Annotated in this window: 26 protein-coding genes and 1 tRNA gene; 16 read left to right on the top strand and 11 right to left on the bottom strand. The window is 72.0% G+C overall.

Annotated elements, in window-relative coordinates; translation table 11 throughout:
• Positions 1-3: 3 nt before the first annotated feature.
• The 3 genes from EDD40_RS03820 to EDD40_RS03810 all read left to right on the top strand — a co-directional run bounded on the left by EDD40_RS03820 (position 4) and on the right by EDD40_RS03810 (position 3,821).
• Complete coding sequence (locus EDD40_RS03820) at positions 4-462, top strand: pyridoxamine 5'-phosphate oxidase family protein (RefSeq protein WP_123741673.1); 459 nt, start codon at positions 4-6, stop codon at positions 460-462.
• 265 nt (positions 463-727) lie between these two features.
• On the top strand, positions 728-3,502 hold the full coding sequence (locus EDD40_RS03815) for a discoidin domain-containing protein (RefSeq protein ID WP_123741672.1): 2,775 nt from the start codon (positions 728-730) through the stop codon (positions 3,500-3,502).
• A 172-nt stretch (positions 3,503-3,674) separates the two neighbouring features.
• The gene (locus EDD40_RS03810; protein WP_123741671.1) at positions 3,675-3,821 is read left to right on the top strand and encodes a DUF1059 domain-containing protein; all 147 of its coding nucleotides are present in this window, start codon (positions 3,675-3,677) and stop codon (positions 3,819-3,821) included.
• Here the strand turns inward: EDD40_RS03810 and EDD40_RS03805 are convergent.
• Positions 3,815-4,279 (bottom strand): helix-turn-helix transcriptional regulator, encoded by a 465-nt coding sequence (locus EDD40_RS03805; protein ID WP_123741670.1) that lies wholly within the window; start codon positions 4,277-4,279, stop codon positions 3,815-3,817. The two genes, EDD40_RS03810 and EDD40_RS03805, sit on opposite strands and share 7 nt — an antisense overlap.
• Before the next feature lie 96 nt (positions 4,280-4,375).
• Here EDD40_RS03805 and EDD40_RS03800 point away from each other — a divergent pair, with 96 nt between their 5' ends.
• The 5 genes from EDD40_RS03800 to EDD40_RS03780 all read left to right on the top strand — a co-directional run bounded on the left by EDD40_RS03800 (position 4,376) and on the right by EDD40_RS03780 (position 9,865).
• Positions 4,376-5,365 carry an MFS transporter gene (locus EDD40_RS03800; RefSeq protein ID WP_170184933.1) on the top strand — a complete coding sequence of 330 codons (990 nt, stop codon included), beginning with the start codon at positions 4,376-4,378 and terminating at the stop codon, positions 5,363-5,365.
• A gap of 72 nt (positions 5,366-5,437) precedes the next feature.
• On the top strand, positions 5,438-6,508 hold the full coding sequence (locus EDD40_RS03795; protein ID WP_123741668.1) for a hypothetical protein: 1,071 nt from the start codon (positions 5,438-5,440) through the stop codon (positions 6,506-6,508).
• Entirely contained in the window at positions 6,505-7,659 is a 1,155-nt protein-coding gene (locus EDD40_RS03790) for a toxic anion resistance protein (protein WP_123741667.1), read from the top strand. The genes EDD40_RS03795 and EDD40_RS03790 overlap by 4 nt, the downstream gene beginning before the upstream one ends.
• On the top strand, positions 7,656-9,266 hold the full coding sequence (locus EDD40_RS03785) for a VWA domain-containing protein (protein ID WP_123741666.1): 1,611 nt from the start codon (positions 7,656-7,658) through the stop codon (positions 9,264-9,266). The genes EDD40_RS03790 and EDD40_RS03785 overlap by 4 nt, the downstream gene beginning before the upstream one ends.
• Positions 9,263-9,865 (top strand): hypothetical protein, encoded by a 603-nt coding sequence (locus EDD40_RS03780; RefSeq protein ID WP_123741665.1) that lies wholly within the window; start codon positions 9,263-9,265, stop codon positions 9,863-9,865. The genes EDD40_RS03785 and EDD40_RS03780 overlap by 4 nt, the downstream gene beginning before the upstream one ends.
• Before the next feature lie 513 nt (positions 9,866-10,378).
• Here the strand turns inward: EDD40_RS03780 and EDD40_RS03775 are convergent.
• Positions 10,379-11,545, bottom strand: a complete 1,167-nt coding sequence (locus EDD40_RS03775; protein ID WP_123741664.1) for an endo-1,4-beta-xylanase — start codon at positions 11,543-11,545, stop codon at positions 10,379-10,381.
• A 521-nt stretch (positions 11,546-12,066) separates the two neighbouring features.
• On the opposite strand from EDD40_RS03775, the gene EDD40_RS03770 reads away from it, so the two are divergent.
• Positions 12,067-12,729: a lytic polysaccharide monooxygenase auxiliary activity family 9 protein gene (locus tag EDD40_RS03770; RefSeq protein WP_123747730.1), complete on the top strand. Its 663-nt coding sequence runs from the start codon at positions 12,067-12,069 to the stop codon at positions 12,727-12,729.
• Positions 12,730-12,788: 59 nt separating this feature from the next.
• Here the strand turns inward: EDD40_RS03770 and EDD40_RS03765 are convergent, their stop codons facing one another.
• The 5 genes from EDD40_RS03765 to EDD40_RS03745 all read right to left on the bottom strand — a co-directional run bounded on the left by EDD40_RS03765 (position 12,789) and on the right by EDD40_RS03745 (position 17,233).
• Positions 12,789-13,790 (bottom strand): pectate lyase family protein, encoded by a 1,002-nt coding sequence (locus EDD40_RS03765; RefSeq protein WP_123741663.1) that lies wholly within the window; start codon positions 13,788-13,790, stop codon positions 12,789-12,791.
• Positions 13,787-14,782 carry a pectate lyase family protein gene (locus EDD40_RS03760; RefSeq protein WP_123741662.1) on the bottom strand — a complete coding sequence of 332 codons (996 nt, stop codon included), beginning with the start codon at positions 14,780-14,782 and terminating at the stop codon, positions 13,787-13,789. Before EDD40_RS03760 ends, EDD40_RS03765 begins: the two co-directional genes overlap by 4 nt.
• A gap of 19 nt (positions 14,783-14,801) precedes the next feature.
• A complete protein-coding gene (locus EDD40_RS03755; protein ID WP_123741661.1) occupies positions 14,802-15,806 on the bottom strand; it encodes a pectate lyase family protein in 1,005 nt (334 codons plus the stop codon).
• Positions 15,807-15,820: 14 nt separating this feature from the next.
• A complete protein-coding gene (locus tag EDD40_RS03750) occupies positions 15,821-16,849 on the bottom strand; it encodes a pectate lyase family protein (protein ID WP_123741660.1) in 1,029 nt (342 codons plus the stop codon).
• Between the two features lie 310 nt (positions 16,850-17,159).
• Positions 17,160-17,233, bottom strand: a tRNA-Arg gene (locus EDD40_RS03745).
• A gap of 455 nt (positions 17,234-17,688) precedes the next feature.
• Between EDD40_RS03745 and EDD40_RS03740 the strand changes: the two genes are divergently transcribed.
• A complete protein-coding gene (locus tag EDD40_RS03740; RefSeq protein WP_123741659.1) occupies positions 17,689-18,303 on the top strand; it encodes a cysteine hydrolase family protein in 615 nt (204 codons plus the stop codon).
• A gap of 369 nt (positions 18,304-18,672) precedes the next feature.
• Here EDD40_RS03740 and EDD40_RS03735 read toward each other — a convergent pair whose 3' ends face one another.
• Positions 18,673-18,858, bottom strand: a complete 186-nt coding sequence (locus EDD40_RS03735; RefSeq protein ID WP_123741658.1) for a hypothetical protein — start codon at positions 18,856-18,858, stop codon at positions 18,673-18,675.
• 104 nt (positions 18,859-18,962) lie between these two features.
• Between EDD40_RS03735 and EDD40_RS03730 the strand changes: the two genes are divergently transcribed.
• A complete protein-coding gene (locus EDD40_RS03730) occupies positions 18,963-19,832 on the top strand; it encodes an isocitrate lyase/PEP mutase family protein (RefSeq protein WP_123741657.1) in 870 nt (289 codons plus the stop codon).
• 8 nt (positions 19,833-19,840) lie between these two features.
• Here EDD40_RS03730 and EDD40_RS03725 read toward each other — a convergent pair whose 3' ends face one another.
• Together EDD40_RS03725 and EDD40_RS03720 are read right to left on the bottom strand one after the other, a co-directional pair.
• Positions 19,841-20,077, bottom strand: coding sequence for a DUF6343 family protein (locus EDD40_RS03725; protein ID WP_148088671.1), 237 nt, complete (start codon positions 20,075-20,077; stop codon positions 19,841-19,843).
• Positions 20,074-20,415: a DUF6221 family protein gene (locus tag EDD40_RS03720; RefSeq protein ID WP_123741655.1), complete on the bottom strand. Its 342-nt coding sequence runs from the start codon at positions 20,413-20,415 to the stop codon at positions 20,074-20,076. Before EDD40_RS03720 ends, EDD40_RS03725 begins: the two co-directional genes overlap by 4 nt.
• A gap of 78 nt (positions 20,416-20,493) precedes the next feature.
• On the opposite strand from EDD40_RS03720, the gene EDD40_RS03715 reads away from it, so the two are divergent.
• From EDD40_RS03715 to EDD40_RS03700, 4 genes are read left to right on the top strand one after another with little or no spacing between them, the layout of a single operon-like run.
• Entirely contained in the window at positions 20,494-21,951 is a 1,458-nt protein-coding gene (locus tag EDD40_RS03715; protein ID WP_123741654.1) for an MFS transporter, read from the top strand.
• A 37-nt stretch (positions 21,952-21,988) separates the two neighbouring features.
• Positions 21,989-23,074, top strand: a complete 1,086-nt coding sequence (locus EDD40_RS03710) for a M20 family metallopeptidase (protein WP_123741653.1) — start codon at positions 21,989-21,991, stop codon at positions 23,072-23,074.
• Between the two features lie 28 nt (positions 23,075-23,102).
• Positions 23,103-23,525 (top strand): metalloregulator ArsR/SmtB family transcription factor, encoded by a 423-nt coding sequence (locus tag EDD40_RS03705; RefSeq protein WP_123741652.1) that lies wholly within the window; start codon positions 23,103-23,105, stop codon positions 23,523-23,525.
• Positions 23,522-24,022, top strand: a complete 501-nt coding sequence (locus EDD40_RS03700; RefSeq protein WP_123741651.1) for an SRPBCC family protein — start codon at positions 23,522-23,524, stop codon at positions 24,020-24,022. The genes EDD40_RS03705 and EDD40_RS03700 overlap by 4 nt, the downstream gene beginning before the upstream one ends.
• Before the next feature lie 10 nt (positions 24,023-24,032).
• Here the strand turns inward: EDD40_RS03700 and EDD40_RS03695 are convergent, their stop codons facing one another.
• Positions 24,033-24,380 carry a VOC family protein gene (locus EDD40_RS03695; protein WP_123747729.1) on the bottom strand — a complete coding sequence of 116 codons (348 nt, stop codon included), beginning with the start codon at positions 24,378-24,380 and terminating at the stop codon, positions 24,033-24,035.
• A gap of 340 nt (positions 24,381-24,720) precedes the next feature.
• On the opposite strand from EDD40_RS03695, the gene EDD40_RS03690 reads away from it, so the two are divergent.
• Positions 24,721-25,125 carry an STAS domain-containing protein gene (locus EDD40_RS03690; RefSeq protein WP_170184932.1) on the top strand — a complete coding sequence of 135 codons (405 nt, stop codon included), beginning with the start codon at positions 24,721-24,723 and terminating at the stop codon, positions 25,123-25,125.
• The last annotated feature ends 5 nt before the right edge of the window (positions 25,126-25,130 follow it).

Genomic DNA, 25,130 nt, shown 5'->3' with positions numbered 1-25,130 from the left:
GCCATGTCCCGCCGGGCGCTGATCACGATGACGACCGACGAGGTGCGCGCGTTCCTGGAGGAGCAGCGCGTGGTCACGGTGGCCACCATCGGCCCGAACGGCCGGCCTCACCTCGTGCCGCTGTGGTTCGTCGTGGAGGACGGCGAACTGGCCGGCTGGACGTACCGGGCGTCGCAGAAGGTGGCGAACCTGCGCCGCAAGCCCGAGGCCACGTTGCAGCTGGAGGCGGGGGAGACCTACGACCAGCTGCGCGGCGTGACCATGGAGTGCGACGCGCGGCTGGTCGAGGAGCAGGCGGAGGTCACCCGCATCGGCGCGGCGGTGGCCGCCCGCTACTCCGGGCACAGCGGGCCGGAACTGGACGCGTTCGTGGCCGCGCAGGCGGTGAAACGGGTCGGGCTGCGCTTCGCGCCCACCTCCGTCGTCTCCTGGGACCACCGCAAGCTGAGCGGGTCTTACTGAGTCGTAGTAGGTCGCACCAAAGGTCCGCGCTGGGTCGTGCGCGCCCTTCGCGGCGGCCGACCTGCCGCGCAAGCGAACGCAAGTTTCCGCAAACATCCCGCAAGCGGTCGATCCGCCCTGCTGCGATCCCGGTTCGTCGAGATTTTGCGTGTTTCAGTAGACATCTTGCGCACGGCTGATCGTGCTGCTTATGGTGTGCGCCACGCCACACCCTGTGACATCCCTGCCCGCAGTTCGAGGTCCCGTCCAACGAAGGGCTGAACCCATGCGAGTCAACCCCACCCTCCGGCGTCCCCTGGCGCTCGGCGCGGCGGCGGTGGCCACGTCCCTGCTAGCCGCCCTCACGATCGCCGCCGCGCCGGGCGAGGTCGTCGCCCAGGCCGCCGCCGCGGCGGCCACCTCGCCGTTCGACATCCCCGGCCGGGGCGCCGACGTGCCCTTCGTGGAGCACGAGGCCGAAGCCGCCGCCACCAACGGCACGAAGATCGGGCCCGGCCGCCGCCAGGGCACGCTGGAGGGCGAGGCGTCCGGCCGCCGCGCCGTGACCCTGTCCGGCCAGGGCAAGTACGTCGAGTTCACCCTCACCGAGCCCGCGAACTCGATCGACCTGCGCTACAGCGTCCCGGACGGGAACAACGGCGCGGGCATCACCGCGCCCCTGTCGCTCTACCTCGACGGAGCGAAGACCACCAGCCTCACGCTCACGTCGAAGTACGCGTGGCGCTACGGCGGCTACCCCTACGCCAACGACCCGAACCAGGGCAAGCCGCACCACCTCTACGACTCGACCCGCGCCCTGTTCGGCCGCACGCTCGCCGCGGGCTCGAAGGTCAGGCTCCAGGTCGACGCGGGCGACACCGCGCCGTCCTACACGATCGACCTGGCCGACTTCGAGCTCGTCGCGCCGGCCGCCACCCGGCCCGCGAACTCGGTCTCCGTCACCGACCACGGCGCCACGCCGAACGACGGCTCGAACGACAACGCCGCCTTCGACGCCGCGGTCGCCGCCGCCAAGGCCTCCGGCCGCGAGGTGTGGATCCCGGCCGGCCGGTTCACCGTCACCAAGCACGTCACCGTCGACCAGGTCACCGTCCGCGGCGCGGGCCACTGGCACAGCGTGGTCGCCGGCGACCGGGTCGGCTTCTACGGCCTCGGCGAGCCGTCCAGCTGCGGCCAGGGCGGCAACTCCGGCGCGAGCACCCGCGTCGGCCTGCACGACTTCGCGATCATCGGCGAGGTCACCAACCGGGTCGACTGCGACCAGACCAACGCCATCGGCGGCGCGCTGGGCGGCGGCTCGGTGATCTCCGGCATGTTCCTGCAGCACACCAAGGTCGGCCTGTGGCTGGACGGCCCGTTCTCCGGCCTCACGATCCGCAACAACAAGGTCGTCGACCAGCTCGCGGACGGCATGAACCTGCACCGCGGCATCAGCAACGTGCTGATCGAGCACAACCTGTTCCGCAACATCAGCGACGACGGCATCGCGTTCTGGTCGGAGCAGCAGGCCGACCACAGCAACACGATCCGCCGCAACACGGTGGTCGTGCCGATGAAGGCCAACGGCATCGCGATCTACGGCGGGCGCGACAACGTCGCCACCGAGAACGTCGTGGCCGACACCCAGGACCAGGGCGGCGGCATCCACGTCGGCAACCGCTTCTCCTCGGTGCCCCTGTCCGGCACGACCACCCTGTCGAAGAACACCACGCTGCGCGCGGGCGTGCTCGACTCGAACTGGCAGTTCGGCGTGGGCGCGCTCTGGTTCGACGCCCGCGACGGCGCGATGAACGGCCGGATCGACGTCACCGACACCGACCTGATCGACAGCAACTACGAAGCCATCCAGTTCATCAGCGGCACCATCACGAACGTCCACTTCGACGGTGTGCGCATCAACGGCGCGGGCACGTTCGGCATCCAGCTCCAGTCGCCGGGCGCGGCGTCGTTCACCAACGTCACCGCCACCGGCCTGGGCCGCGCGGGCATCTACAGCTGCCTGGGCGAGAACGGGTTCCAGCTCACCAAGGGCGCGGGCAACTCCGGCTGGGACGGCCCGTCGTACTGCGGCCCGTGGCCGGACCCGATCTACACCGACCCGACCAACCCGCCGACCAGCACCAGCACGACCACGACCACCACGACGACCACCACCACCACGGTCCCGCCGGGCGGCAACCTGGCCAGGGGCAAGGCGGTCAGCGCCTCCACCGCGAACGGCGGCTTCCCGGCCGCCCAGACCGTCGACGGCGACCCGAACACCTACTGGGAGAGCGCCAACAACCAGTTCCCGCAGTCGCTGACCGTCGACCTGGGACGGTCGGAGAACGTCGGCCGCCTGGTGCTGAAGCTCCCGCCGCCCACCGCGTGGGAAGCGCGCACGCAGACCCTGAGCGTGTCGGGCAGCGCGGACGGCGCGAACTTCAGCCCACTGGTGGCCTCGACCGGGTTCCGGTTCGACCCGGCGTCCGGCAACCAGGTCACCGTCCCGGTCTCCGGCGCCCACCGCCACCTGCGGCTGACGTTCACCGGCAACACCGCCTGGCCGGCCGCCCAGCTGGCCGAGCTGGAGGTCTACGCGTCGAGCACCACCACGACCACGACCACCACCACGTCACCGCCGCCGCAGGGCAACGTGGCGCGCGGCAAGCCGGTCCAGTCCTCGGCCAACGGCGGCTTCCCCGGCGGCAACGCGGTCGACGGCGACGCCACCACCTACTGGGAGAGCCCGAACAACGCCTTCCCGCAGACGTTCACCGTCGACCTGGGCAGCCGGATCGCGGTGAACCGGGTCGTGCTGAAGCTCCCGCCCGCCGCGGCGTGGGCCGCGCGCACCCAGACGCTGAGCGTGTCCGGCAGCGCGGACGGCGCGAGCTACAGCCAACTGGCGGCGTCGGCCGGGTTCCGGTTCGACCCCGCGTCGGGCAACCAGGTGAGCATCCCGGTCTCGGCGAACCACCGCTACCTGCGGCTGACCGTCACCGGCAACACGGGCTGGCCCGCCGCCCAGCTCGCCGAGTTCGAGGCGTACGCGGGCTGACGCCTCGGCCGGGGGTGGTCCCGCGGCAACGACGCCGGCGGGACCACCCCCGTGTCCCCGGACGCCCCCGCCGTCCGCCGCCGTCCGGTCTGCCGCCACCGAACTCGACCGGTCGACAACGTCGTCACGTTCAGTAGAGTCGACGGGGAGAGATCACCAGCGGAGGATTGCGATGAAGCAGAACATCACCTGCCCCTGCGGCGAGCACATCACGGGTCAGGACGAGGACGACCTGGTGGCGAAGACCCAGCAGCACCTCAAGGAGAACCACCCGGGCCACGACTACTCGCGCGACGAGATCCTGTTCATGGCCTACTGAGCCCTTTCTCCCGGGTCGGGGTGCGCGGCGACGAGCAGCAGCGCGTCGAGCAGCCGCAGCCAGTCCGGCTCGGCGAGGTCGCGGCCGGTGAGGGCGGACAGCCGGGCCAGCGCGTCCGGCAGCCGCCCGGTCAGGTCGTCGGCGCTCTGACCGGTCGCCTCGGCCACGGCGCGGACGTCCCGGCGGAACCGCGCGGTGCGGCCGAGCCGGACCAGCGCGGCGGGCGGCGCGGCGGGCGGGGACGCGGACTGGTCGTCGGTGTCGGCGAACCCGACGACCAGCCGCGTGCCCAGCGCCCCCGCCAACCGGGTGAGCGCGTCCACGGTCGGATTGCCCCGGCCGTTCTCCAGGTTCGCCACGTACGGCACGGAGAGTCCCGCGTCGGCGGCGACCGCGGCCACCGTCCGTCCGTTCGCGGCGCGCAGCGCTCGCAGCCGTCGACCCAGTTCGTGTCCCACGGCGCCAGTCCTGTCAGAGCACTATCGGAGATGGCTGTCTTCTGGAGATGGTCTTCGGGTGCTGACCGCTCTGCGCGTGAGGGACTTCCGGCTGCTGTGGGCGGCCCGGTCGCGGAGGTGCTGGTCGACCGGTGGGACCGGCGGCGGGCGATGGTCGCGGCCGAGGTGCTGCGCGCCGCCGCCGTCGCCCTGCTGCTGTTCGCCCGCGACCCCGTCGACCTCTGGCTGGTGTACCTCGCGCTGGTCCTCGAAAGCACGGGCACTGTGGTGTTCCGGCCCGCGGCCCAGGCGCACACACCCGTCGTGGTCGGCACCGGCACGGCGCTGAGCGGCGCCAACGCCCTGAACTCCCTCACCGACGGCGTGGCCCGACTCGTCGGCGCGCCGCTGATCGGTTTCCCGGCCCTGGTGGCGGCGGACGTGGCGAGCTACCTGGTCTCGGCCGGGTTGATCGCGTCGACGGCCCGGGGCGCCCGCGGCGACCGGGGACCGGGCGTCGGCGCGGAACTGCGGGCAGGGCTCGCGTTCCTGCGCTCGACGCCGACGGCCGAGGCGCTCCTTGCGGTGAGCACCGCCTTCCTGGTCGCGAACGCCTCGCTCAGCGCGCTGCCGGTCCCGTTCGGGGCGGTCGCGTGGGGCGGCCCGGGACCGGTCGGCTTGGTGCTGTCCGCGCTGGGCGTCGGCTTCCTGGTCGGCGCGCCGGCGACCAGGGCCCTGGTCGACCGGCTGAGGTGTGGCTCGTTGTCGGCAGGCGCGCTCGTCACCACCGCCGCAGGGTTCGCGCTGCGGTTCAACTCGACCTCGTCGACCGCCGCCCTGCCCGCCGCCGCGCTGATCGGGCTGTCGGGTTCGGTCGCCCTGGTCGTCACGCGGACCACCCTGCAACGGGTGACGCCGACCGACCTGCTCGGCCGGGTCGGCGCGGTGCCGTTGACCGGCGAGGCGGCGGCGACGGTCGTCGGCGCGCCGGCCGGACCGGCGCCGGCCGAGTTCACCTCTCCGCGCACGACCGCGTACGCGGTCACCGTCCTCGCCGCCGGGTACGCGGCATCGACACGAGGCGTTCACCAACCGTTCGCCCCGTGATCGCCGCTCCGCGCGTCAAACGAGTCGAGCGGCGGAGATGATCGCCGTGAACACGGGGGGTGAGCGGGTCCAGTGAAGCGCCGGTTGTCCATCGGCTCGGCCGTGGTGTTGGTGGCCGCTGTCGTCGCGGTGGTCGTGTGGGGTCGTCCGGACGACGCGGAGGGCGGCGCCCGGCTGACCACCGTGCGCGGGGTCATCGGGTCGGAGAAGCTGGCCTTCTTCAGCGACCCGCGAGTGGCCGAGGCGTTCGCGAGGCACGGCCTCGAAGTCGAGGTCGACCCGGCCGGCTCGCGGCAGATCGCCACCTCCGTCGACCTCGACCGGTACGAGTTCGCGTTCCCGTCGTCCTCGCCCGCCGCGCAGCGGATCCAGCGCGACCGCAAGACGACCGCCGCGCACACCCCGTTCCAGTCGCCCATGGCCGTGGCGACGTTCGAGCCGATCGTGGAGCTGCTCGACACCGCCGGCGTCGTGACCGGGGGCGCGGGCGACTACCGGGTGCTCGACGTGGCCCGGTACCTGGAGCTGACCAGGGCGGGCACGCGCTGGGACCAGCTGCCCGGCAACACCGCCTACCCGGCCCGCAAGAACGTCCTCGTCACCACCACCAACCCGGCCGAGTCGAACTCCGCCGCGATGTACCTGTCCATCGTGTCGTTCGTGGCCAATGGCGACACCGTGGTCGGCACACCGGAGCAGGAGGCCGCCGTGCTGCCCGACGTCGCCAGGCTCTTCCGCGACCAGGGCTACACGCAGAACAGCACCGAGGGCCCGTTCGAGGAGTACCTCGCGGCCGGCATGGGCAAGACGCCGCTCGCGCTGATCTACGAGTCGCAGTACCTCGACCGGCTGCGCCGCGCCGACGGGTCCATCCGCGCCGACATGCGCCTGCTCTACCTCGCGCCGACCGTGTACTCCAAGCACACGCTGGTCCCGCTGTCCGACCGGGGCGACCAGGTCGGCCGGCTGCTCAGCACCGACCCCGAGCTGACCAGGCTCGCGGCCACCTTCGGCTTCCGCACGTCCGACCCGCGCGTGTTCGCCGACGTCATGGGCGCCCACGCGCCCGCGGACCTGGTGGACGCGGTCGAGCCGCCCTCGTTCGAGACGCTGGAACGCCTGCTCGACGCGGTCGCCCCGTGACCGGCGAGTTCGCCCTCACCCCGCCGGAGCCCGTGCCGCCGATCCCGGTCGACCGCGCCGCCGGGCTGGTCGCGCTCGGCGCGGACGTGCGCGCCGACGTCGACCGCCGGGCCGAGCGGTTCGCCCGACGCCTCCGGGAGCTGGACGTCCGGTCACCGGAGTTCACCGCCGTGCTGGACGACGTGCTCGCCGTCGGCGAGGCGGACCTGCGCGCGGCGGCGGGCGTGGCGGGCGCGATGCTGGACCGCTCGGCCCGCGCCCTGCGCGACGACTCGCCCCAGGTGCACGTCACCACGTCGTTGTCGGACCTGCGCCGCACCGTCGCCGGACTCGACCCGGCGAAGCTGCCGCTCACCGGCCGCAAGCTGCTGAAGGTCTTCCCCGCCGCGAACGCCGCCAAGAAGGCCCTCGACCGCTACCGCGCCGCGGGCGAGCCGGTGAACGCGCTGGTGGGCGACCTGCGCGACCGGCAGGACGTGCTGCGCCGCGACAACGCCGCCATCAAGGGCGAGCGGGAGCGGCTGTGGCGGGCACTGGGCGCGCTGGCCGAGGCCGCCGCGTTCGCCGAGGCGGTGGACGCGGCGGTCGACCGCCAGGCCGGGGTGTTCGACCTGACCGACCCGGCCCGGGCGCGGACGTTGCGCGCGGACGTGCTGCACCCGATCCGGCAACGCCACCAGGACCTGCTGACGCAGCTCGCCGTGAGCGCGCAGGGCTACCTGGCCCTGGACCTGGTGCGGCGCAACAACGACGAGCTGATCCGGGGCGTGGAACGCGCGGTGACCACGACCGTGGCCGCGCTGCGGACCGCCCTGCTGGTGAGCGGCGCCCTGGCGAGCCAGCAGGACGTGCTGGACGAGGTCGCCGCGTTGCGCGCCACCACGGACGGCCTGATCCGCGCCAACACCGAACTGCTCGACCTGCAAGGCGCGGAGATCCGCCGTGCGGGCAGCGACCCGGCCGTCGCGGCGGAGACCATCCGCGCGTCGTTCGACCGGATCTACGCGGCGATCGACGCGGTCGACGGCTACCGGGCGGACGCCGTGCGCACGATGGCCGCCACGGTCGAGTCGCTGTCGGGGGAGATCCGCCGCGCGGAAGAGCACTTGCGCCGCTCGCACGACGCGACGGCGGTCGAGGGGGACCGATGAGGACAGCGTTCGTGCTCGCCGCCGCGCTGGTGGTCGCGGGGTGCACCGCCGAAGCCGGACCCGACCCGGCACGACCGGCGGAACCCGGCGTGCTGCGGGTGCTCGCCGGCAGCGAGCTGACCGACCTGCGACCGGTGCTGGACGCGGCGGCCGAGGCCACCGGCGTCGAGGTGGAGTTCACCTTCACCGGCACGCTGGAAGGCGCCGAGGCGTTGGCGAAGGGCGAGGTGGACGGCGAGTACGACGCCGTCTGGTTCTCCTCCAACCGCTACCCGGCCGGCATCCCGGAGGCCGCGAGACGACTCGGCACCCAGGTCGAGGTCATGAGCTCGCCGGTGGTGCTCGGCCTGTCGACGTCGTCGGCGAAGCGGCTGGGGTGGGCCGACCGGCGCGTCGGCTGGGGCGAGATCGCCGAGCAGGCGGGCCGCAAGGCCTTCACCTACGGGATGACCGACCCGTCGGCGTCGAACTCCGGCTTCTCCGCCCTGGTCGGCGTGGCGTCGGCGCTGGCGGGCGCGGGCGCCGCCGTGGACGCGGACCAGATCGCGGCGGTCACCCCGCGGCTGAAGGACTTCTTCGCCGCGCAGTCGCTGTCCGCCGGGTCGTCGGGCTGGCTGTCGGAGGCCTACCAGCGCCGCGCCACGGGCCAGGACCCCGGCGCGCGGGTCGACGGTCTGGTCAACTACGAGTCCGTGCTGCTGTCCATGAACGCCGCCGGCACCCTGCCCGAGCCGCTCACCCTGGTCTACCCGGACGACGGCGTGGTCACCGCGGACTACCCGCTGACCCTGCTCGCGGACGCCGGTGACGACGCCCGCGACGCGCACCGACGCCTCACCGACCACCTGCGCACACCGGACGTGCAGCGCGAGATCGCGCGGACCACGCACCGGCGGCCGGTCGTGCCGGGTGTCGAGCTCGACCCCCGGTTCGCCGTGCGGGACCTGGTGGAGCTGCCGTTCCCGGTCGCGCGCGACGCCGTCGAGGGCCTCCTCTCGGCCTACTTCGACGAGCTCCGACGCCCGTCGCGCACGCTGTACGTGCTCGACACGTCCGGTTCGATGGCCGGCGACCGGATCGCGTCGCTGCGGTCCGCGCTGGTCGGCCTCACCGGCGCCGACGACTCGCTCACCGGTCGCTTCCGCCGCTTCCGCAGCCGCGAGGAGGTGACCCTGCTGCCGTTCGACACCACGCCCGGCGAGCCGCGGACGTTCACCCTGCCCGAGGGCGACCCGCGGGCCGAGTTGGCCGAGATCAAGGCGTACGCCGAGGCGCTGGCGGAAGGCGGCGGCACGGCGATCTACGACAGCCTGTCCCGCGCGTACCGGGTGATGGAGCCGCTGGTCGCGGCCGACCCGGACCGGTTCACGTCGATCGTGCTGATGACCGACGGCGAGAACGCCAACGGCTCCGGCCTGGCCGAGTTCCAGGCGTCGTTCGGCTCGGTGCCCGCCTCGGTGCGGCAGGTGCCCGTGTTCACCGTGCTGTTCGGCGAGGGCAGCGGCGCGGAGCTGGGCCAGGTGGCCGCGATGACCGGCGGCAAGGTGTTCGACGCGCGCGCCGCCGAACTCGGCGACGTGTTCCAGGAGATCCGCGGCTACCAGTGATCCGCTACCTCGGCTCGACCAAGAACCTCGTCGGCTGCGCCGGCGGTCTCGTCGGCGTGCTGCTGCACCTCGCCGGCGCGGTCGACGGCGCGTGGCCGGCCGTGGTGGCCGGGCTGTACGCGGCCGGCGCGCTGCTCGCGCCACCGGAGAAGGTCCGGCTGGTGCCGGTGGACGCGGTCACCGAGGCCGGTCTGCTCCGCGCGGGACTGGACGACCTGGTGCGCGAGGTGGGCGCGCAGTCGTCCCGGGTGCCCGAGCCCGCCGTGGCCGCCGTGGGCCGGATCGGCGCGGTGCTCGGCGACCTCCTCGCGCGGCCCGAGGCATTGGCCGCCGACCCGGACCTGCGGCACACCGCGGTCCGGCTGGCCCGCACCGACCTGCCGCTGTCCGTGCAGACGTACCTGAACCTGCCGTGGTGGTTCGCGGTGCGGCAGCGGGCGGGCGGCGAGCCGAGCCCCGGCGACCAGCTGGTCACCCAGCTCGGCCTGCTGGAGGCCGAGGCGCACCGCCTGGCCGAGCGCGTGTACGCGGCGGAGGTGGACCGGCAGGCCGACCACACCCGGTACCTGAGGGACCGGGACGCGGGCGGGCAGCCCTGACCGCGTGGAGGTGAAGGGGTCGGCGCGGCGGTCGCCTCTCGGCGAGTGGCTCGACGCGGCTCCAGCCGAACGGTGTTCCGCGACGGCGCTTGGTGAGGCCCGGGGACACGGACCGCACCGACCGAGTGTTCCAACGGCCCGCGGGTCCTCGGTGTTCCCGCCGGGACGTGGCGTGCGTCACTGACTCTCAGCGTCCTCACGCTCCCGTACGGCCCACGGACCATACGCAAGCGTACGGGGGTGTCGGATGGCGGTGTTGGCCGTGCTGCTCGGCGTGGCCGCGTAGCTGGTGGCGGGCCGGGCGGGGGCTGGTGGCGTGCCCGGTCCGGTGTGGCTGTTCGCGGTGGGCACGGCGGCGGTGTTCCTGCTGCGCGGCGCGTGCGGCCGGCCGCGTCCTGCGCGGTGGTCGCGTTCGGCGGCTGACCCGGCCGGTGGTGATCGGCCCCCGCCCGGACTCGAGGTCCGGACGGGGGCCGACGACTGGCGACGGCGCGGTGGGACGCGCGTCGGGACCTACTTGGCGCAGGCCGGCAGGTGCGGGTGGCGCTCGCCGCGCTTGACCGACTCCTTGGCCAGCGTGCACTGCATGACGTCGTAAGCGGGCTTGCGGGTGAAGTCCTCCCACATCACCGTCGCCGCGCCCTCGCCGGCGAAGAACACCGGCACCCAGGAGTACTTGTCGGTGAAGCCCCAGATCGTGAAGGAGTCACAGCCCTTGACGTTGAGGCAGGCGACCAGCGTCCGGTTGTAGTAGTCGGCCTGCTTGGCCAGCATCTCCGGGGTCGGCACGCCGTTCGCCGGCAGGTCCATCCGCACGTCCAGCTCGGTGATCGCGGTGCCGAGACCGAGGTCGGCGAACCGCTTCAGGTTCGTCTCCAGGTCGCCGGGGAAGCCGTACCGGGTGCTGAGGTGCGACTGGGCGGAGAAGCCGTGCACCGGCACGCCCTGCGCCTTCAAGTCCTTGATCAACGCCAGGTAGGCGTTGCTCTTGGCGTTGACGCTCTCCACGCCGTAGTCGTTGAAGTACAGGTCGGCCTTGGGGTCGGCCGCGTGCGCCCAGCGGAACGCGTCGGCGATGATGCCGGGGCCCAGCTCGCGGATCCAGATGTTGTCGGTGGTGCGCAGCGAGCCCGTGTCGGTGAAGATCTCGTTGGCCACGTCCCACTGCTGGATCTTGCCCTTGTAGCGGCCCACCACGGTGGTGATGTGCTCGCGCAGGATCCCGCGGAGCTCCTCCGGGGTGAAGTCGCCCTGCTCGAGCCACGCCGGGTTCTGGCTGTGCCACAGGAGCGTGTGCCCGCGGACGACCTGGCGGTTCTGCCGCGCGAACTTCACGATGGCGTCGGCCATCCCGAAGTTGTAACGGTCGCGCTCCGGGTGGATGTACTCCCACTTCATCTGGTTCTCGGCGGACACCGAGCTGAACTCCTTGGCCAGCACGGAGCGGTACTCGAGGTCCTTGGTGAACGGGTCGGGGTAGGGCTGGTCCTCGTGGTGGCCGCCACCGGCCGCGGCGGTGCCGATGTAGAACCCCTTCGGCGCCACCCAGCGGAGGCTGTCCTTCTTCGCGTGGCCGGCGGACAGGTCACCCGTGTCGGGCGAGGCCGCGGCCACGAGGGCCAGCGGCGCGGTCAGCGCCATCGCGGCGAGCGCGGCGGTGACGAGGCGGATCGACTTCATGGCGGTCTTCGCTTTCTCGGACGACTACGACGGCGGCGTTCGAAAGTTTCGTCATTGATCCGGCAATTTTCGAGATGCCGGACCCTAAGACGCCCGCCGGGCCAACGTCAAGCCTTCGTCAAGGACCACCCACCACCGACGGCACGGCCTCCACTGTGGACGCCGGCAACCGCTGCCCGGACGAGCCGGCGGAGCGGTCGGCCGGTCGCCGCGGCGTGGTGGACGCCGGATCCGCTCGTCCGGCGAGTTCGACGCGGTGGTCGACCCCGACCGCGCGATGATCGAGGCCGTCGACCTTTCGGCGCTGTGGCGGCGAGTTCCCCGAAACGCGCTCCCGTCGGCTGTCGAGACGGCGTTGCGTCGAATTGCGGTCGAACGCGCGTCGAATGCGAACCCGTTGTCCGCCAACACTTCCCATTTCCGCGCACGCTTGGTTACAGTGCGATTTGGGAGCGCTCCCAGCCCACCCATGGTCATTACCCAACATGGTTGTCCTCAACGAGGAGGAAAGAGTGGCGCTCATGTCCGTCCCTGCGAACAAGAACCTGCTCGCCAGAGCCTTCGCGACGCTCGCGGTGGTCGCCGGGCTCATGGCGAGCCTGCTGACCGGCGTCGCCGCCGCGCACGGGTCGACCGTCGACCCGCCGTCGCGGAACTACGGCTGCTGGCAGCGGTGGGGCAGCGATTTCCAGAACCCGACGATGGCCCAGCAGGACCCGATGTGCTGGCAGGCGTGGCAGGCCGACACCACTGCCATGTGGAATTGGAACGGCCTGTACCGCGAAGGTGTCGCGGGCAACCACCAGGGGGCCATTCCCAACGGCCAGCTGTGCAGCGGCGGGCGCACCGGCGGCATGCGGTACGCGGCCCTGGACAACCCCGGTCAGTGGAAGGCCGTGACCAAGTCGCGGCAGTTCACCCTCGACATCTGGGACCAGGCCCGGCACGGCGCGGACTACCTCCGGGTGTACGTGTCCAAGCAGGGCTATGACGCGACGACGACGCCGTTGGGCTGGAACAACATCGACCTCGTCGCCACGACCGGCCGTTACGCGCCGTCGGACCACTACCGGGTCGCGGTGAACGCGGGCAGCCGCACCGGCCGCCACGTGGTCTACGTGATCTGGCAGGCCAGCCACTCCGACCAGTCGTACTACTTCTGCAGCGACGTGATCTTCCAGTAGGTCGCGCGGCGGGTCCCGGCGCCCCCGTCCTCCGGGCGCCGGGACCCGTGCTGCCACCGTCAGACCTTGCCGGTGCCCGCGCCCTGGGTGACCAGGGCCTTCACGTTCGCGGGCGGGTCGAGGGCGTACTGGTAGTAGGTGCGCGGATCGGTGACCGCGCCGCCCACGACCGGCTTGCCGCTGTTCACGTACACGTTGTTCCGCTCGACGATGCTGCCCTTGGGGCCGGAGTAGCTGTTGGTCATGGGCTCCTCGACGTCGTCGAAGTAGTTGCCCTCGATCCAGCAGCCGGACTGGGCCTGGCACGCCGGACCGGTGTCGCTGTTGCGGAGGAAGTAGTTGTTGAAGATGTGCACCGGGTTGCCGAACCGGGTGCGCGGGTTGCGCTGCGAGGTCCGGTCGTAGAAGTTGTGGTGGTAGGAGACCTTCAGGTAGCCGGTGTCCTGGGCGCCGTTGCTGTCGGAGTGGCCGAGCAGCATGTTCTTCGCGTGGTCGTGGACGTGGTTCCAGGACACGGTGATGTAGCTGGACCCGCGCTTGATGTCGATCAGCCCGTCGTAGGCCCGCGAGAGGTCGTTGTGGTCGATCCAGACGTGGTGGCTGAACATCTGCACGTTGATCGAGTCGTCCGTGGCGTTGCGGAACACCAGGTTGCGGATGATCACGTTGTGCACGGCGTCCGCCGGGGGAGTGGTCGTCTCGCTCACCGGCAGGCCGATGTTCAGCCCGCCACCGGTGATCCCCGACGCCGCGCCGACGCCGACGACCGTCTTGTCCGAGGTCACGTCGTGCATGCCCGCCGGCAGCGTGATCATGCCCTGCACCCGCACCACGCGCGGCCCGGTCGCCTTGACCGCGGCGATGAGGTCGGCGGCGGTGGACACCGTGACCTCGGGGCCGCCCGCGCCGCCCGTGGTGCCGTTCTGGCCGAGGGCGTCGACGGCGGCGAAACCGACCGGCGCGGCGTCGGCGGCGACCGCGGGAGCGGCCGTCACCGGTGTGGCGACGGCCAGGCTCCCGATCAGCGTCGCGGCGAGCGCGACAGCGGTGCTCCTGTTCACCGAGCCACCCCCTGGACGCGGCCGACACCGGCGCCGGCCGTGACGAGACGTGGCACCGACGCCGGGTCGTCCACCGCGTAGCTGTAGTAGGTGCGTGGCTCCACGACGGCGCCGAGCGTCTCCGGGGCGCCGGAGCCCGCGTAGATGTTGTTGCGCTCCACCACGCGTCCCGGCCCGCTCTTGTCGTAGCCGGACAGGATCGGGTGGGCCACGTTCTCGAAGTAGTTGCCCTCGACCACGACTCCGGCGTCCATGGTGGACGCGACGCCGTAGAGCGAGTTGCCCCGGTAGTAGTTGTTGTAGACGTGCACGGGCTCGCCGAAGCGGACGCGCGGGTGCCGCTGGTCGGTGCCGTCGAAGAAGTTGTGGTGGTAGGTGACGCGCAGCTTGCCCTTGTCGCTGGTGTAGGTGTCGGAGTGGCCGAGCAGGGCGGCCTTGCTGTGGTGGTGGAAGTGGTTCCACGACACGGTGACGTAGTCGGAGTTGCGCTTGATGTCCAGCAGGCCGTCGTAGCCGTCGGACAGGTCGCAGTGGTCGATCCACACGTGGTGCGCGGAGTTGGTGACGCTGATCGAGTCGTCCGAGGCGTTGGTGAACCGCAGGTTGCGGATGATCACGTTGTTGCCGGGGCGGGTGGTGGAGCCGAGTTGCAGCCCGCCGCCGGTGATCTCGGCGGTGGAGCCGACGCCGACGATGGTCTTGTTCGCGACGACGGTCAGCATCTCGTCGCCGGTCTGGATGCGGCCGGACACGGAGATGACGTACGGCTCCTTGCGGCCGACGTAGTCGGCGAGGGCGGCGGCCGTGGTCACGGTGACCGCCTGGCCGCCCGCGCCGCCGGTGGTGCCGTTCTGGCCCAGCGCGGTGACGCCGGCGAACCCGTCGGCGACGGCCGACGGTTCGACACCGGCCCACGCGGCGCGTGGCACGGCGGCGGCCACGGCGGCGAGTGCCGTGCCGGCGAGCAACCGACGACGGTTGATGTCGCTCATGCTCCTGGTCCTCCTGGGGTCAGATCCGGCCGACGCCGGCGCCGGCGGGGACGGTGGTGGGCAGGGTCGACGGGTTGTCCGGGGTGTAGGCGTAGTAGGTGCGCGGTTCGACGACCGTGCCGAGGGTCTGCGGCGCGCCGGAGTTGACGAAGATGTTGTCGCGCTGCACCACGCGCCCCGGCCCGCTCTCGTCGTACCCGGAGTAGACGGGGTGCGGCACGTTCTCGAAGTAGTTGGCCTCGACCAGCACGCCGGCGTTCTCGGTGGACGCGACCCCGTAGAGGCGGTTGTTCCGGAAGTAGTTGTTGTAGACGTGGACGGGTTCGCCGAAGCGGACGCGGGGGTGCCGCTGCTCGGTGGCGTTGAAGTAGTTGTGGTGGAACGTGACGCGCAGCTTGCCGGTGTCCTGGCCCGCGTTGGAGTCGGAGTGGCCGAGCAGCGCGGTCTTGCTGTGGTCGTGGAAGTGGTTCCACGACACGGTGATGAAGTCCGCGCCCCGGACGATGTCGATCAGCCCGTCCGCGCCGCCGCTGAGGTCGCAGTGGTCGATCCAGATGTGGTGCGAGGACTGCTGGATGCTGATCGCGTCGTCGTCCGCGCCGCTGAACCGCAGGTTGCGGATGATCACGTTCTGCCTGCGGTACATGTCCAGGCCGCCGCCGCGGATCTCCGCGCCGGGCAGGCCGATGACGGTCTTGTTGGACCGCAGGCCCTGCTTGCTGCTGAACGTCATGATCCCGTCGACCTGGATCACGTAGGGCTCGTTGCGGTCGCAGTAGTCCAGGAACGTCTCGGTGTCGCGCACCGTGACCACTGGCCCGCCCACCCCGCCGGTGGTGCCGTTCTGGCCGAGGGTGTTCGTGCCGGCGAACCCGTCGGCGGTCTGGAACGGCGCCGCCCACACGGGGTTCGTGGTGACCCGGCCGGTCCGGGCGGGTTCGGCCGTCGCGGCGCGTGCGGCGACGGCGGTGAGGGCCGTGGCGGCGGCGCCCGCGAGGAGGCTGCGCCTGCTGATGTCGCTCATCTCCGGTGCTCCTGTCAGATGCGGCCGGTGCCCGCGCCGGCGGGCACGACCGTGGGGACTTCGGCGGCGCGGTTGAGGGAGTAGCTGTAGTAGGTGCGGGGTTCGACCACGGAGCCGCGCAGCTCGATCTCGTGGTTGCACTCGACGAGGATGTTGTCGCGGGCGACCATCCGGCCCAGGTCGCCGCTGAAGTCGACCCGGCCGGGGTTGTTGACGCTGAAGAAGTAGTTGCCCTCCAGCACCACGCCCGCGTTCATCGCCGAGGCCACGCCGTAGCTGTTGTCGCGGTAGTAGTTGTTGTAGACGTGCACCGACTCGCCGAACCGCACCCGCGGGTTGCGCTGGTCGGAGCCGTCGAAGTAGTTGTGGTGGTAGGTGACCCGCAGCCGGCCGATGTCCTGCGCGCCGTTGTCGTCGTCGTGGCCGAGCAACAAGGTCTTGTCGTGGTCGTGGAACCTGTTCCACGAGACCGTGACGAAATCGCTGCCGCGTTTGATGTCGACCGCGCCGTCGTCGCCGTTGGAGAAGTCGTTGTGGTCGATCCAGATGTGGTGGCTGAACATCTGCACGTTGATCAGGTCGTCCGTGGCCCCGGTGATCGCGAGGTTGCGGATGATGATGTTGTGCACGGCGTTGGCCGGTGGTGAGGTGACGTCGTCGTCCACCGGCACGCCGATGGTGAGCCCGCCGCCGACGAGCCGGGCGTCGGAGCCGAGGCCGATGATGGTCTTGTCCGAGGCGACCTGGTGCATGCCGTCCGTGGTGCCGGTCGGCAGCGTGATCGTGCCCTTGACCTGCACGACCAGCGGCTCCGGCCGGGCGATGTAGTCCAGGAGCTGAGCGGTGGTGGTGGCGGTGACGACGGCGCCGCCCGCACCTCCGGTGGTGCCGTTCTGTCCCAGTGCGTTGACCGAGGCGAACCCGTCCGCGGTGGTCGCGGCCGACGCCGGCGTGACACCCGGCACGGCGACCGCGGTCGTGGCCAGCGCGGCGGCCACGACGACCTTCAGCAGGGCGCGCCGGTTCCCGGAAGATGTGGGCATGGCTATTTCCTCTCCCGTATGAGGGGTGAGTGCAGGGGGATATCAGGAAAGCGCTCTCTGATCGCACCGTAGCGCATGTTTCCGGCGTGTCAACGGCCGGTGGCAACCCCGGTTCGATGTTCACATATGTGGCCGCCCTATTCGACGAACGGTTCACATATGTGTCACCGGAGGCCCATTCCGGCTGACCGGGAATGCTCCGCGCGGCTATTCTCGCCCGCCGCGCGCGAAGGCGGAGCTGGTCTGGAACCACCGACCGCGCCCCGCCGGGCTCGTCCCGGCGAGGCGCGGTGGCACAGGGTTCCAGCGGCGCCCCCACCAGGACTCGAACCTGGGACCTCGCCGTTCGTAGCGGCGCGCTCTGTCCTGCTGAGCTATGGGGGCCTGATCGTGCGGTCATCGCACCGAGGTCGCCAAGAATGACTTCCCCGGCCGTCCGAAATATTTTCCGAAGGGTGTCTACAAGAGAAAGCCGCCCTGGTCGGTTCCCCGACGGGCGGCTCCCTGGACCGGACCTTTCAACAGGTCACGGCGGGGAGCACGGGTTCCCGGCACGGGAGAGCGGACGTCGGCGCGATGTCGCGGAAGACGCCACGACCGACACGATGCCACGGCATCGCCGCGCACCTCGCCAACCTGTGTCCGTCATATCCGCTCCTCGGTTCGATGCGACCATGATGCCTATTCGCGGCACATACCGTCAAACCATTTCCGGCACCGCGACCCGGGTTCCTCCCCGGCCGGCGCGGGCGGGCGCCGCCACCCGGACGCCGCATTGCGGGCGGAGGGTCGGGGCCGTTGAATCGGGTCCGCAGCGCCGCCGAGCAGAGGAGCACGCGATGAGCGAGCTGGTGTTGGACCCGAAGACGACCGCGCTGGTGCTGATCGAGTACCAGAACGACTTCACCAGCGAGGGCGGCGTGCTGAACGGCGCGGTCAGCGAGGTGATGGGCAGCACCGGCATGCTGCCCAAGACGGTGGCCCTGGCGGAGGCGGCCCGTGCGGCCGGGGTGACCGTCATGCACGCGCCCATCACGTTCGCCGAGGGCTACCACGAGATCTCCTCCCACCCGTACGGCATCCTCAAGGGCGTCGTGGACGGCAAGGCGTTCGTCAAGGGCAGCTGGGGCGCGGCGATCGTGGACGACCTCGCGCCGCGCGACGGCGACATCGTGATCGAGGGCAAGCGGGGACTCGACACGTTCGCCAGCACGAACCTCGACTTCATCCTGCGCAGCAAGGGCATCAAGACCATCGTGCTCGGCGGGTTCCTGACGAACTGCTGCGTCGAGTCGACCATGCGCACCGGCTACGAGAACGGCTACCGGGTCATCACGCTGACCGACTGCGTCGCCGCCACGTCCCAGGAGGAGCACGACAACGCGTTGCGCTTCGACTTCCCGATGTTCTCGGTCCCGGTCACCGCCGACGACGTGCTGGCCGCCCTGTCCTGACTTCGTCCGGGTTCCCGGTCGGCGCCGGGCAGGAGGTGGCTCACGGTCTTCGACGAGTACGAGCGGGTCGGCGGGATCCGGTCGCCCGGCGGCGGCGAAACGTTCGACCACGTCACCGCCGCCGGCGCCCACCACCACCTTCACCTGCCCGACCTGCCCGGCCGCGAGTCGTTCACCGGGACCGTGCTGCACGCCGACGAAGTGCGGTCCGGGACGTTCCCCGGCAGGCGTGGCCGTCGTGGGCGGCGGGCTCCTGCCCCGCCACCACGACCCGGTCTGCGTCCGCCGGTCCGCCCGGCTGCCGAAGCGGCTGCGGCCGGCGCGACCGCTGCCCTTCCACCCGGCCCACGCCGGCGTGATGCCGCGCGGTCACGTGCGGGCCGTTCGCCGAGGCCCGCTCGCCGCCGGGGTCAGCGCGGTCGGGCGTGCACCGGCGGCCACGACTTCGGCCCCTGCGACCTCCACGCCGCGGACGAGCTCCTGCACGACCTCGGCCTGCCGTCCCGCCGCACGGGCGACGTCCTGGCCGAGTACCTGCTCCCCGGCGTCGCCCACCGCTACCCGGGGCCTGACGGCCGAGAGCCGCTCCGCGTGATCGATGTGGATCTCATCCTTCCGATACCTCGACCGCGTTCGGCGCCACCCCTACGGTTCGTCGCATGGCTTACGGCAAGGCACTGCGCGAGGCGGTCGCGGCTCCCGGGACGACCCCGCTGATCGGCGTGTTCGACATGGTGTCGGCGTCGATCGCGGCCCGGCACTACGACGGGCTGTTCGTCTCCGGCTTCGGCTTCTCCGCGTCGCACTACGGCCTGCCCGACGTCGGCTTCATCGCCTGGCCGGACGTGGTCGGGTTCGTGCAGCGGATGCGCCTGGCACTGCCGACCAAGCACCTGCTGGTCGACATCGACGACGGGTACACCGACCCGGAGGTGGCCTGCCAGGTGGTCCGCGCCCTGGAGCAGGTCGGCGCGTCCGGCGTGATCCTGGAGGACCAGCAGCGGCCCCGCCGGTGCGGGCACGTCGAGGGCAAGCGGGTGCTGCCGCTGGAGCAGTACCTGGAGAAGCTGGACCTCGTGCTGCGGACCAGGACCGACCTGGTCGTCGTGGCGCGCACCGACGCCACCGACGAGGCCGAGATGCTGCGCCGGGCCGCCGCGTTCGCCGGGACGGACGCCGACGTGGTCCTGGTCGAGGGGATGCCCTCGACCGACGTGATCCGCCGGGTCCGGCGGGCGGTCGGCGACAAGGCGCTGCTGTTCAACCAGATCGCGGGCGGCCGGTCGCCCCAGCTGTCGCTCGGCGAGCTGACGGAGCTGGGCGTCGACGTGGCGATCTACAGCACGCCGTGCCTGTTCGCCGCGCACGCGGCCATCGAGGAGGCGATGGTGCGGCTGAAGGACCGCGACGGCGTGCTGCCGGACGACTCGATCACCGTCGCCGAGTCGCAGGACCTGCTGAAGGAGAACATCAGCCGCCACCACGACGTGCCCGCGCCGCGCGCGTCGCAGCCCGCCATGACGCGCTGAGACCGGGGTCAGCCCGGGTCGCCGCGCCGCTTGCGGTGCGCCACCCAGCCGAAGTCGACGACCAGGGCGACCACGATCACGGCGAGCAGCACCGCCAGCCACGTGAGGCCCGCGCGCACGCACAGCACGGCGGCCACGCCGTTGAACACGACACCGATCCCGGCCAGCCACAACCGCAGCGTCAACGCGCTGCGCGGCGGCGCCCGCGGGGGCAGGTCGTCGTCCGGGTGACCGGGACCGGTCACGTCCGCCACTCCTCCTGCCAGCCGTGGTGGGTGTCGTAGGCGGCGGCCAGCAGCAGGAGCACGGACCGGTCCGACCCGCCCTGAACCTCCTCGCGCAGCCACTGCGCCTTCTCCTCGAACGGGACGGGCACGCGCTCGTCGGCGGTGCGCGCCTCACCGGGCACGATGAGCAGCTCGCGGCCGTCGTCGGACCGCAGGATCGCCAGCCGTCCCCGGCGCTCGGCCTCGTCCAGCAGGGGCAGCTCCTCGCGCGCCAACCGCTCGGCGTCCTCGTCCAGCCGGTCCAGCACGAATCCGCGCAGGTCCACGTCCGACAGTCGGTTCGGCTCCACGTCCATGCCGAAGGGGTATCCACTCCGCACCAGGCCACACGTCGTGGGCGTGCGGGTGATCGCGCCGGCAGGTAGGAATAGCGGGTGACCAGCGCGTACGAGCCGGACCCGCGGCGGTGGAAGGCGTTCACCGTCACGCTCGTCGCCGGGTTCATGAGCCTGCTCGACGTGAGCATCGTGTCCGTCGCCCTGCCGTCCATCCAGCACGGCCTCGGCACCACGCCGGCGGGGGTGCAGTGGGTCGTCTCGGGCTACGCGCTGGCGTTCGGCCTGACCCTGGTCCCGGCCGGACGCCTGGGCGACGCGATCGGGCGACGGACCATGTTCCTGGTCGCCCTGGGGGCGTTCGTGCTGTTCAGCGCGCTGGCGGGGCTCGCGCCGAGCACCGAGGTGCTGATCGCGGCACGGCTCGCCCAGGGCATCTCGGCGGGCGCGCTGGCGCCGCAGAACTCGGCGTTGATCCAGCAGCTGTTCCGGGGCGCGGAACGCGGCCGGGCGTTCGGGTTCTTCGGTTCCACGGTCGGCGTGTCCACGGCCGTCGGCCCGGTGGTCGGCGGCCTCATCCTGGCCGCGGCCGGCGAGGACGAGGGCTGGCGGTGGATCTTCTACGTCAACGTGCCGATCGGCGTGGTCGCCCTGGTGCTCGCGTCCCGACTGCTGCCCCGGGCCCGCGGCGGGCCGCGCGGCCACCTGGACCTGGTCGGCGCGGCCCTGCTCGGCACGGGTGTGCTGGCCGTGATGCTGCCGCTGGTGCTGGCCGAGGCGGGCGGGCTGGCGCACCTGTGGTGGCTGTTCGGGATCGGCGCGGCGCTGCTGGTGCTGTTCGTGCGGTGGGAGCGGCAGGTCGCCGCCCGCGGCCGCAGCCCGATGCTGGACATCGGCCTGTTCACCGGCACGCCCGGTTACGGCACGGGCGCGTTGCTGGGGATGGTGTACTTCGTCGGGTTCGCCGGGATCTGGCTGGTGTTCGCGCTGTACTACCAGCTCGGCCTCGGCTACACGCCGCTCGAGTCGGGCCTGGCCGTGACGCCGTTCGCGGTGGGGTCGGCGGCGTCCGCGGTGGCCGGCGGGCGGATGGTCGAGAAGTGGGGCCGCAAGCTGACCGTCACCGGGTTGTCCACGGTCGTGGCCGGTCTCGCGGTGACGGCGGTGGTGCTGCGCTTCGCGCCGCCGCACGTGGCGGGGTGGGCGGTCGCGCCCGCGTTGCTGGTGGCGGGCGTCGGCGGCGGCTGGGTGATCTCGCCGAACACCACGCTGACGTTGCGGCACGTGCCGGTGTCGATGGCGGGTGCGGCCGGTGGGGCGTTGCAGACCGGGCAGCGCATCGGCTCGGCGATCGGCACGGCGGCGTTGACCGGCGTGTTCTACCTGGTGCTGACCGCGTCGGGGCGGGACTTCCCGGTCGCGGCGTCGGTCGCGGTCGGCGGCGCGACGCTGGCCGTGGCGCTGGCCCTGGTGGTGGCGGTCCTGGAGCTGCGCGCCCGACCGCGGTGTCCGTCCGCTGTGGACGGTGCGGAGCAGGCGATCCCGGAGGCGCCGTGACCGGTGCCGACCCGTGCGGTCGCGGGAAGATGGCCGGATGGACCTGCTACCGCTGACCGAACAGCTGCTGCGCATCCGGTCGACGGCCGACCGCCCGGCCGACCTGCGCCGGGCGTTGGACTTCGTGCTGGACGTGGTCGGACCCGAATTCACCGTGGAGCGGTTCGAGTCGGGCGGCAAACCGAGCGCGCTCGTCTACGCGGGCGAACGGCGACCGCACTTCCGGGTGATCTTCAACGCGCACCTGGACGTGGTGCCGGGCACGGACGGGCAGTTCCGGCCACGCCGCGACGGCGACCGGCTCATCGGCCGCGGCGCGCAGGACATGAAGCTGTCCGCGCTGGTGCTGGCGTCGGTGTTCCGCGACCTGGCAGGCCGGCTGCCGTACCCGATCGGGTTGCAGCTCGTGACCGACGAGGAGGTCGGCGGGCGGGACGGCACGCTGCACCAGTTGGAGCAGGGCGTGACGGGGTCGTTCGTGGTGATCGGCGAGCACAGCGCGCTGCGCGTCGTCGCCGAGTCGAAAGGGCTCGCCACCGTGCGGCTGCACGCGGTGGGACGTGCGGCGCACAGCGCGTACCAGTGGCTCGGCGACAACGCGTTGGTGAAGGTGGTGCGCGCGGTGGACGGCGTGCTCGCCGCGTACCCGGTGGCGGGGGAGGAGGAGTGGCGGACCACGGTGAACGTCGCCCGGATCTCGTCGGAGAACGAGGCGCTCAACCAGGTGCCCGCGGACGCGACCGCGTGGCTGGACGTCCGGTTCCCGCCCGAGGACGCCGACTTCACCGGCCGCACGCCGGAGGAGGTCGCCGCCCACTTCACCGCGCTGTGCCCGCCCGGCGTAACGGCCTCCGTCGACCACTTCGAACCGCCGCACCGGGCCGACCCGGACGGGCCGGACCTGGTGGCGCTGCGACGCGCCGCCCGGGCCCAGGGGTACTCGGGCGACCTGCTGCGCAAGCACGGCGCGGCCGACTCGCGCTTCTACTTCCAGCGCGGCATCGACGCGGTGATCTTCGGCGTCGGCGGCGACGGGCAGCACGGGCCGGACGAGCACGCCGACCTGGGCACCGTCGAGCCGTACCGGCGGGCGTTGGTCGCGTTCCTCGAGGGCATTGCCTAACGTGTAACCCAGTGGTTACGCTTCTGGGGTGGACGAGGTGGCGGGCGCGATCGCCGATCCCGTGCGGCGGTCGATCCTGGAGATGCTGCGCGCCGAGGCGCGGTTGTCGGCCGGGCAGATCGCCGAGCGGTTCGCGATCAGCCGCCCGGCGGTGAGCAGGCACCTGCGGGTGCTGCGGGAGAGCGGGCTGGTGCGCGACGAACTGGTGGGCAGGCAGCGGTTCTACGTGCTGGACGCCTCCCGCCTGACGCCGCTCTCGCGGTGGCTGGCGGGGTTCGACGTGCCCGGCCGGCCCTCGGGGTGGGCGCACCACCTCGACGCGCTGGACACCGAGGTCCACCGCGCCCGGCGCGAACGCCGCGCCGCCCGAGCCCGTGCGGACGGCCCGCCCGCCGACCGGCCGTCCACCGACGAATCCCCTGCCGACGACTCGAAGGAGCACACCGCATGAGCCCGACCCCCACCGGCCGGCTGTTCCGCGCCGACGCGGGTAGCGACCTGGTGATCACCCGGACGTTCCGCGCGCTCGCCGACGACGTGTGGGCGAGCCTGACCGAACCCGAGCGCACCGCCCGGTGGTTCGGCCCGTGGGAGGGCGACGCCGCGCCGGGGCGCACGGTGAAGGTGCAGATGGTGTTCGAGGAGCAGGAGCCGTGGGTGGAGGTCCGCGTCGACGCCTGCGACCCGCCCCGGCGGCTGGCGCTGTCGATGGTGGACGAGGCGGGCACGTGGCGGCTGGAGCTGCTGCTGTCCGAAGTGGACGGTGTGACCGAGCTGCGCCTGGTGCACCACCTGTCGACCGAGGAGGGGATCGGCGAGGTCGGCCCGGGGTGGGAGTACTACCTCGACATGCTGATCGCCTCCCGCGCCGGCGCGCCGCTGCCCCGCTTCGACGACTACTACCCGTCCCAGAAGGAGCACTTCGAGCGCCTGACCACCACCGACTGACGTCCGGCCGTCAGTTCTGCCCGGTGTCCACCACGCAGAACGCGTTGCCCTCGGTGTCGGCCAGCACCACGAAACCGGCTCCCGGCGGGTAGGTCCACGGCACGCGCACGGCGCCGAGCCCGATCAGCCGCTCGACCTCGGCCCGCAGCGCCGCCTCGCCGGTGACGTGCAGGTCGAGGTGGGTCCGGTCGTCCTCGTCCAGCGTGATGGTCGGCCCGTTGCCGTCCTTCGGGGCCAGGACCGGGCTCTCGTCGCCGATCGGGCCGTTGACCAGCTCGTAGTCGAGGGTCCGGGTCCAGAACTCCGCCGCCCGGCGGGCGTCCGCGACCTTCAGGACCACGCTTCCGATGTGCGCCATGGTCACATTGTCGGTCACCGGCTGTCGGTCAGCGGCGTCAGCAGGGGACGGGCCTCGCCGACGTCCGCCGGGTCGCCGTGCGCCCGGAGCGGTGGCCGGTCGCGGTGTTCGCCAAGATCACCGCTTCGGTGGCGTGGCCCGTTCTCGTCACCCGATCGAGCGGTTCCCGAGGCGTCCGGGACCGTGCGCTCCGGTGCGCGGCCTGCACTGCTCCGGCGCGGCGGCTTGGTCATCAGTGTGCCTTTGAGCTGCGCCTTTGAGAAGTGGCGAGTACGGTCGGGTGACGCAGCGGGTTGAGTCAGAGCCACTGCCTTCTTCACCCCCGAGGAGGCTGCGGACCGTGATAACCGAACCTTTCGGCCACTCGTTCAGGGTGGACCGCCAAGTCCACGGCTATGCCGTCGTGGTCCGCGTCGCCGGCGAGGTCGACGCGCTGACCGTCAGCGAGCTGAAACACGAGATCGCGGTCGGCCTGGCGCTGGCCACCCCGCCCGCCCCGGTGGTGGTGGACCTCAGCGAAGTGGACTTCTTCGCCGCCGCGGGCCTGAACGAACTGCACCGCGGGCACCTGGCGGCCAAGGCGGCAGGCGTGCAACTGCGCGTGGTCGCCGGCCACCGCCACGTCCTGCGACCGTTCGAGATCAGCGGCCTGGACCAGGAGATCACGCCGTGCCCGACGCTGGCCGAGGCACTGGTGGTCCGCACACCGGGCGACGCCCGCCGCTTCGCCCTCCCCACCACCTGATCCCT

The organism is Saccharothrix texasensis, from assembly GCF_003752005.1.
Lineage (GTDB): Bacteria > Actinomycetota > Actinomycetes > Mycobacteriales > Pseudonocardiaceae > Actinosynnema > Actinosynnema texasense.
Note: the sequence above shows the minus strand (reverse complement) of the source record. Positions and strands in the feature narration are given on the sequence as shown.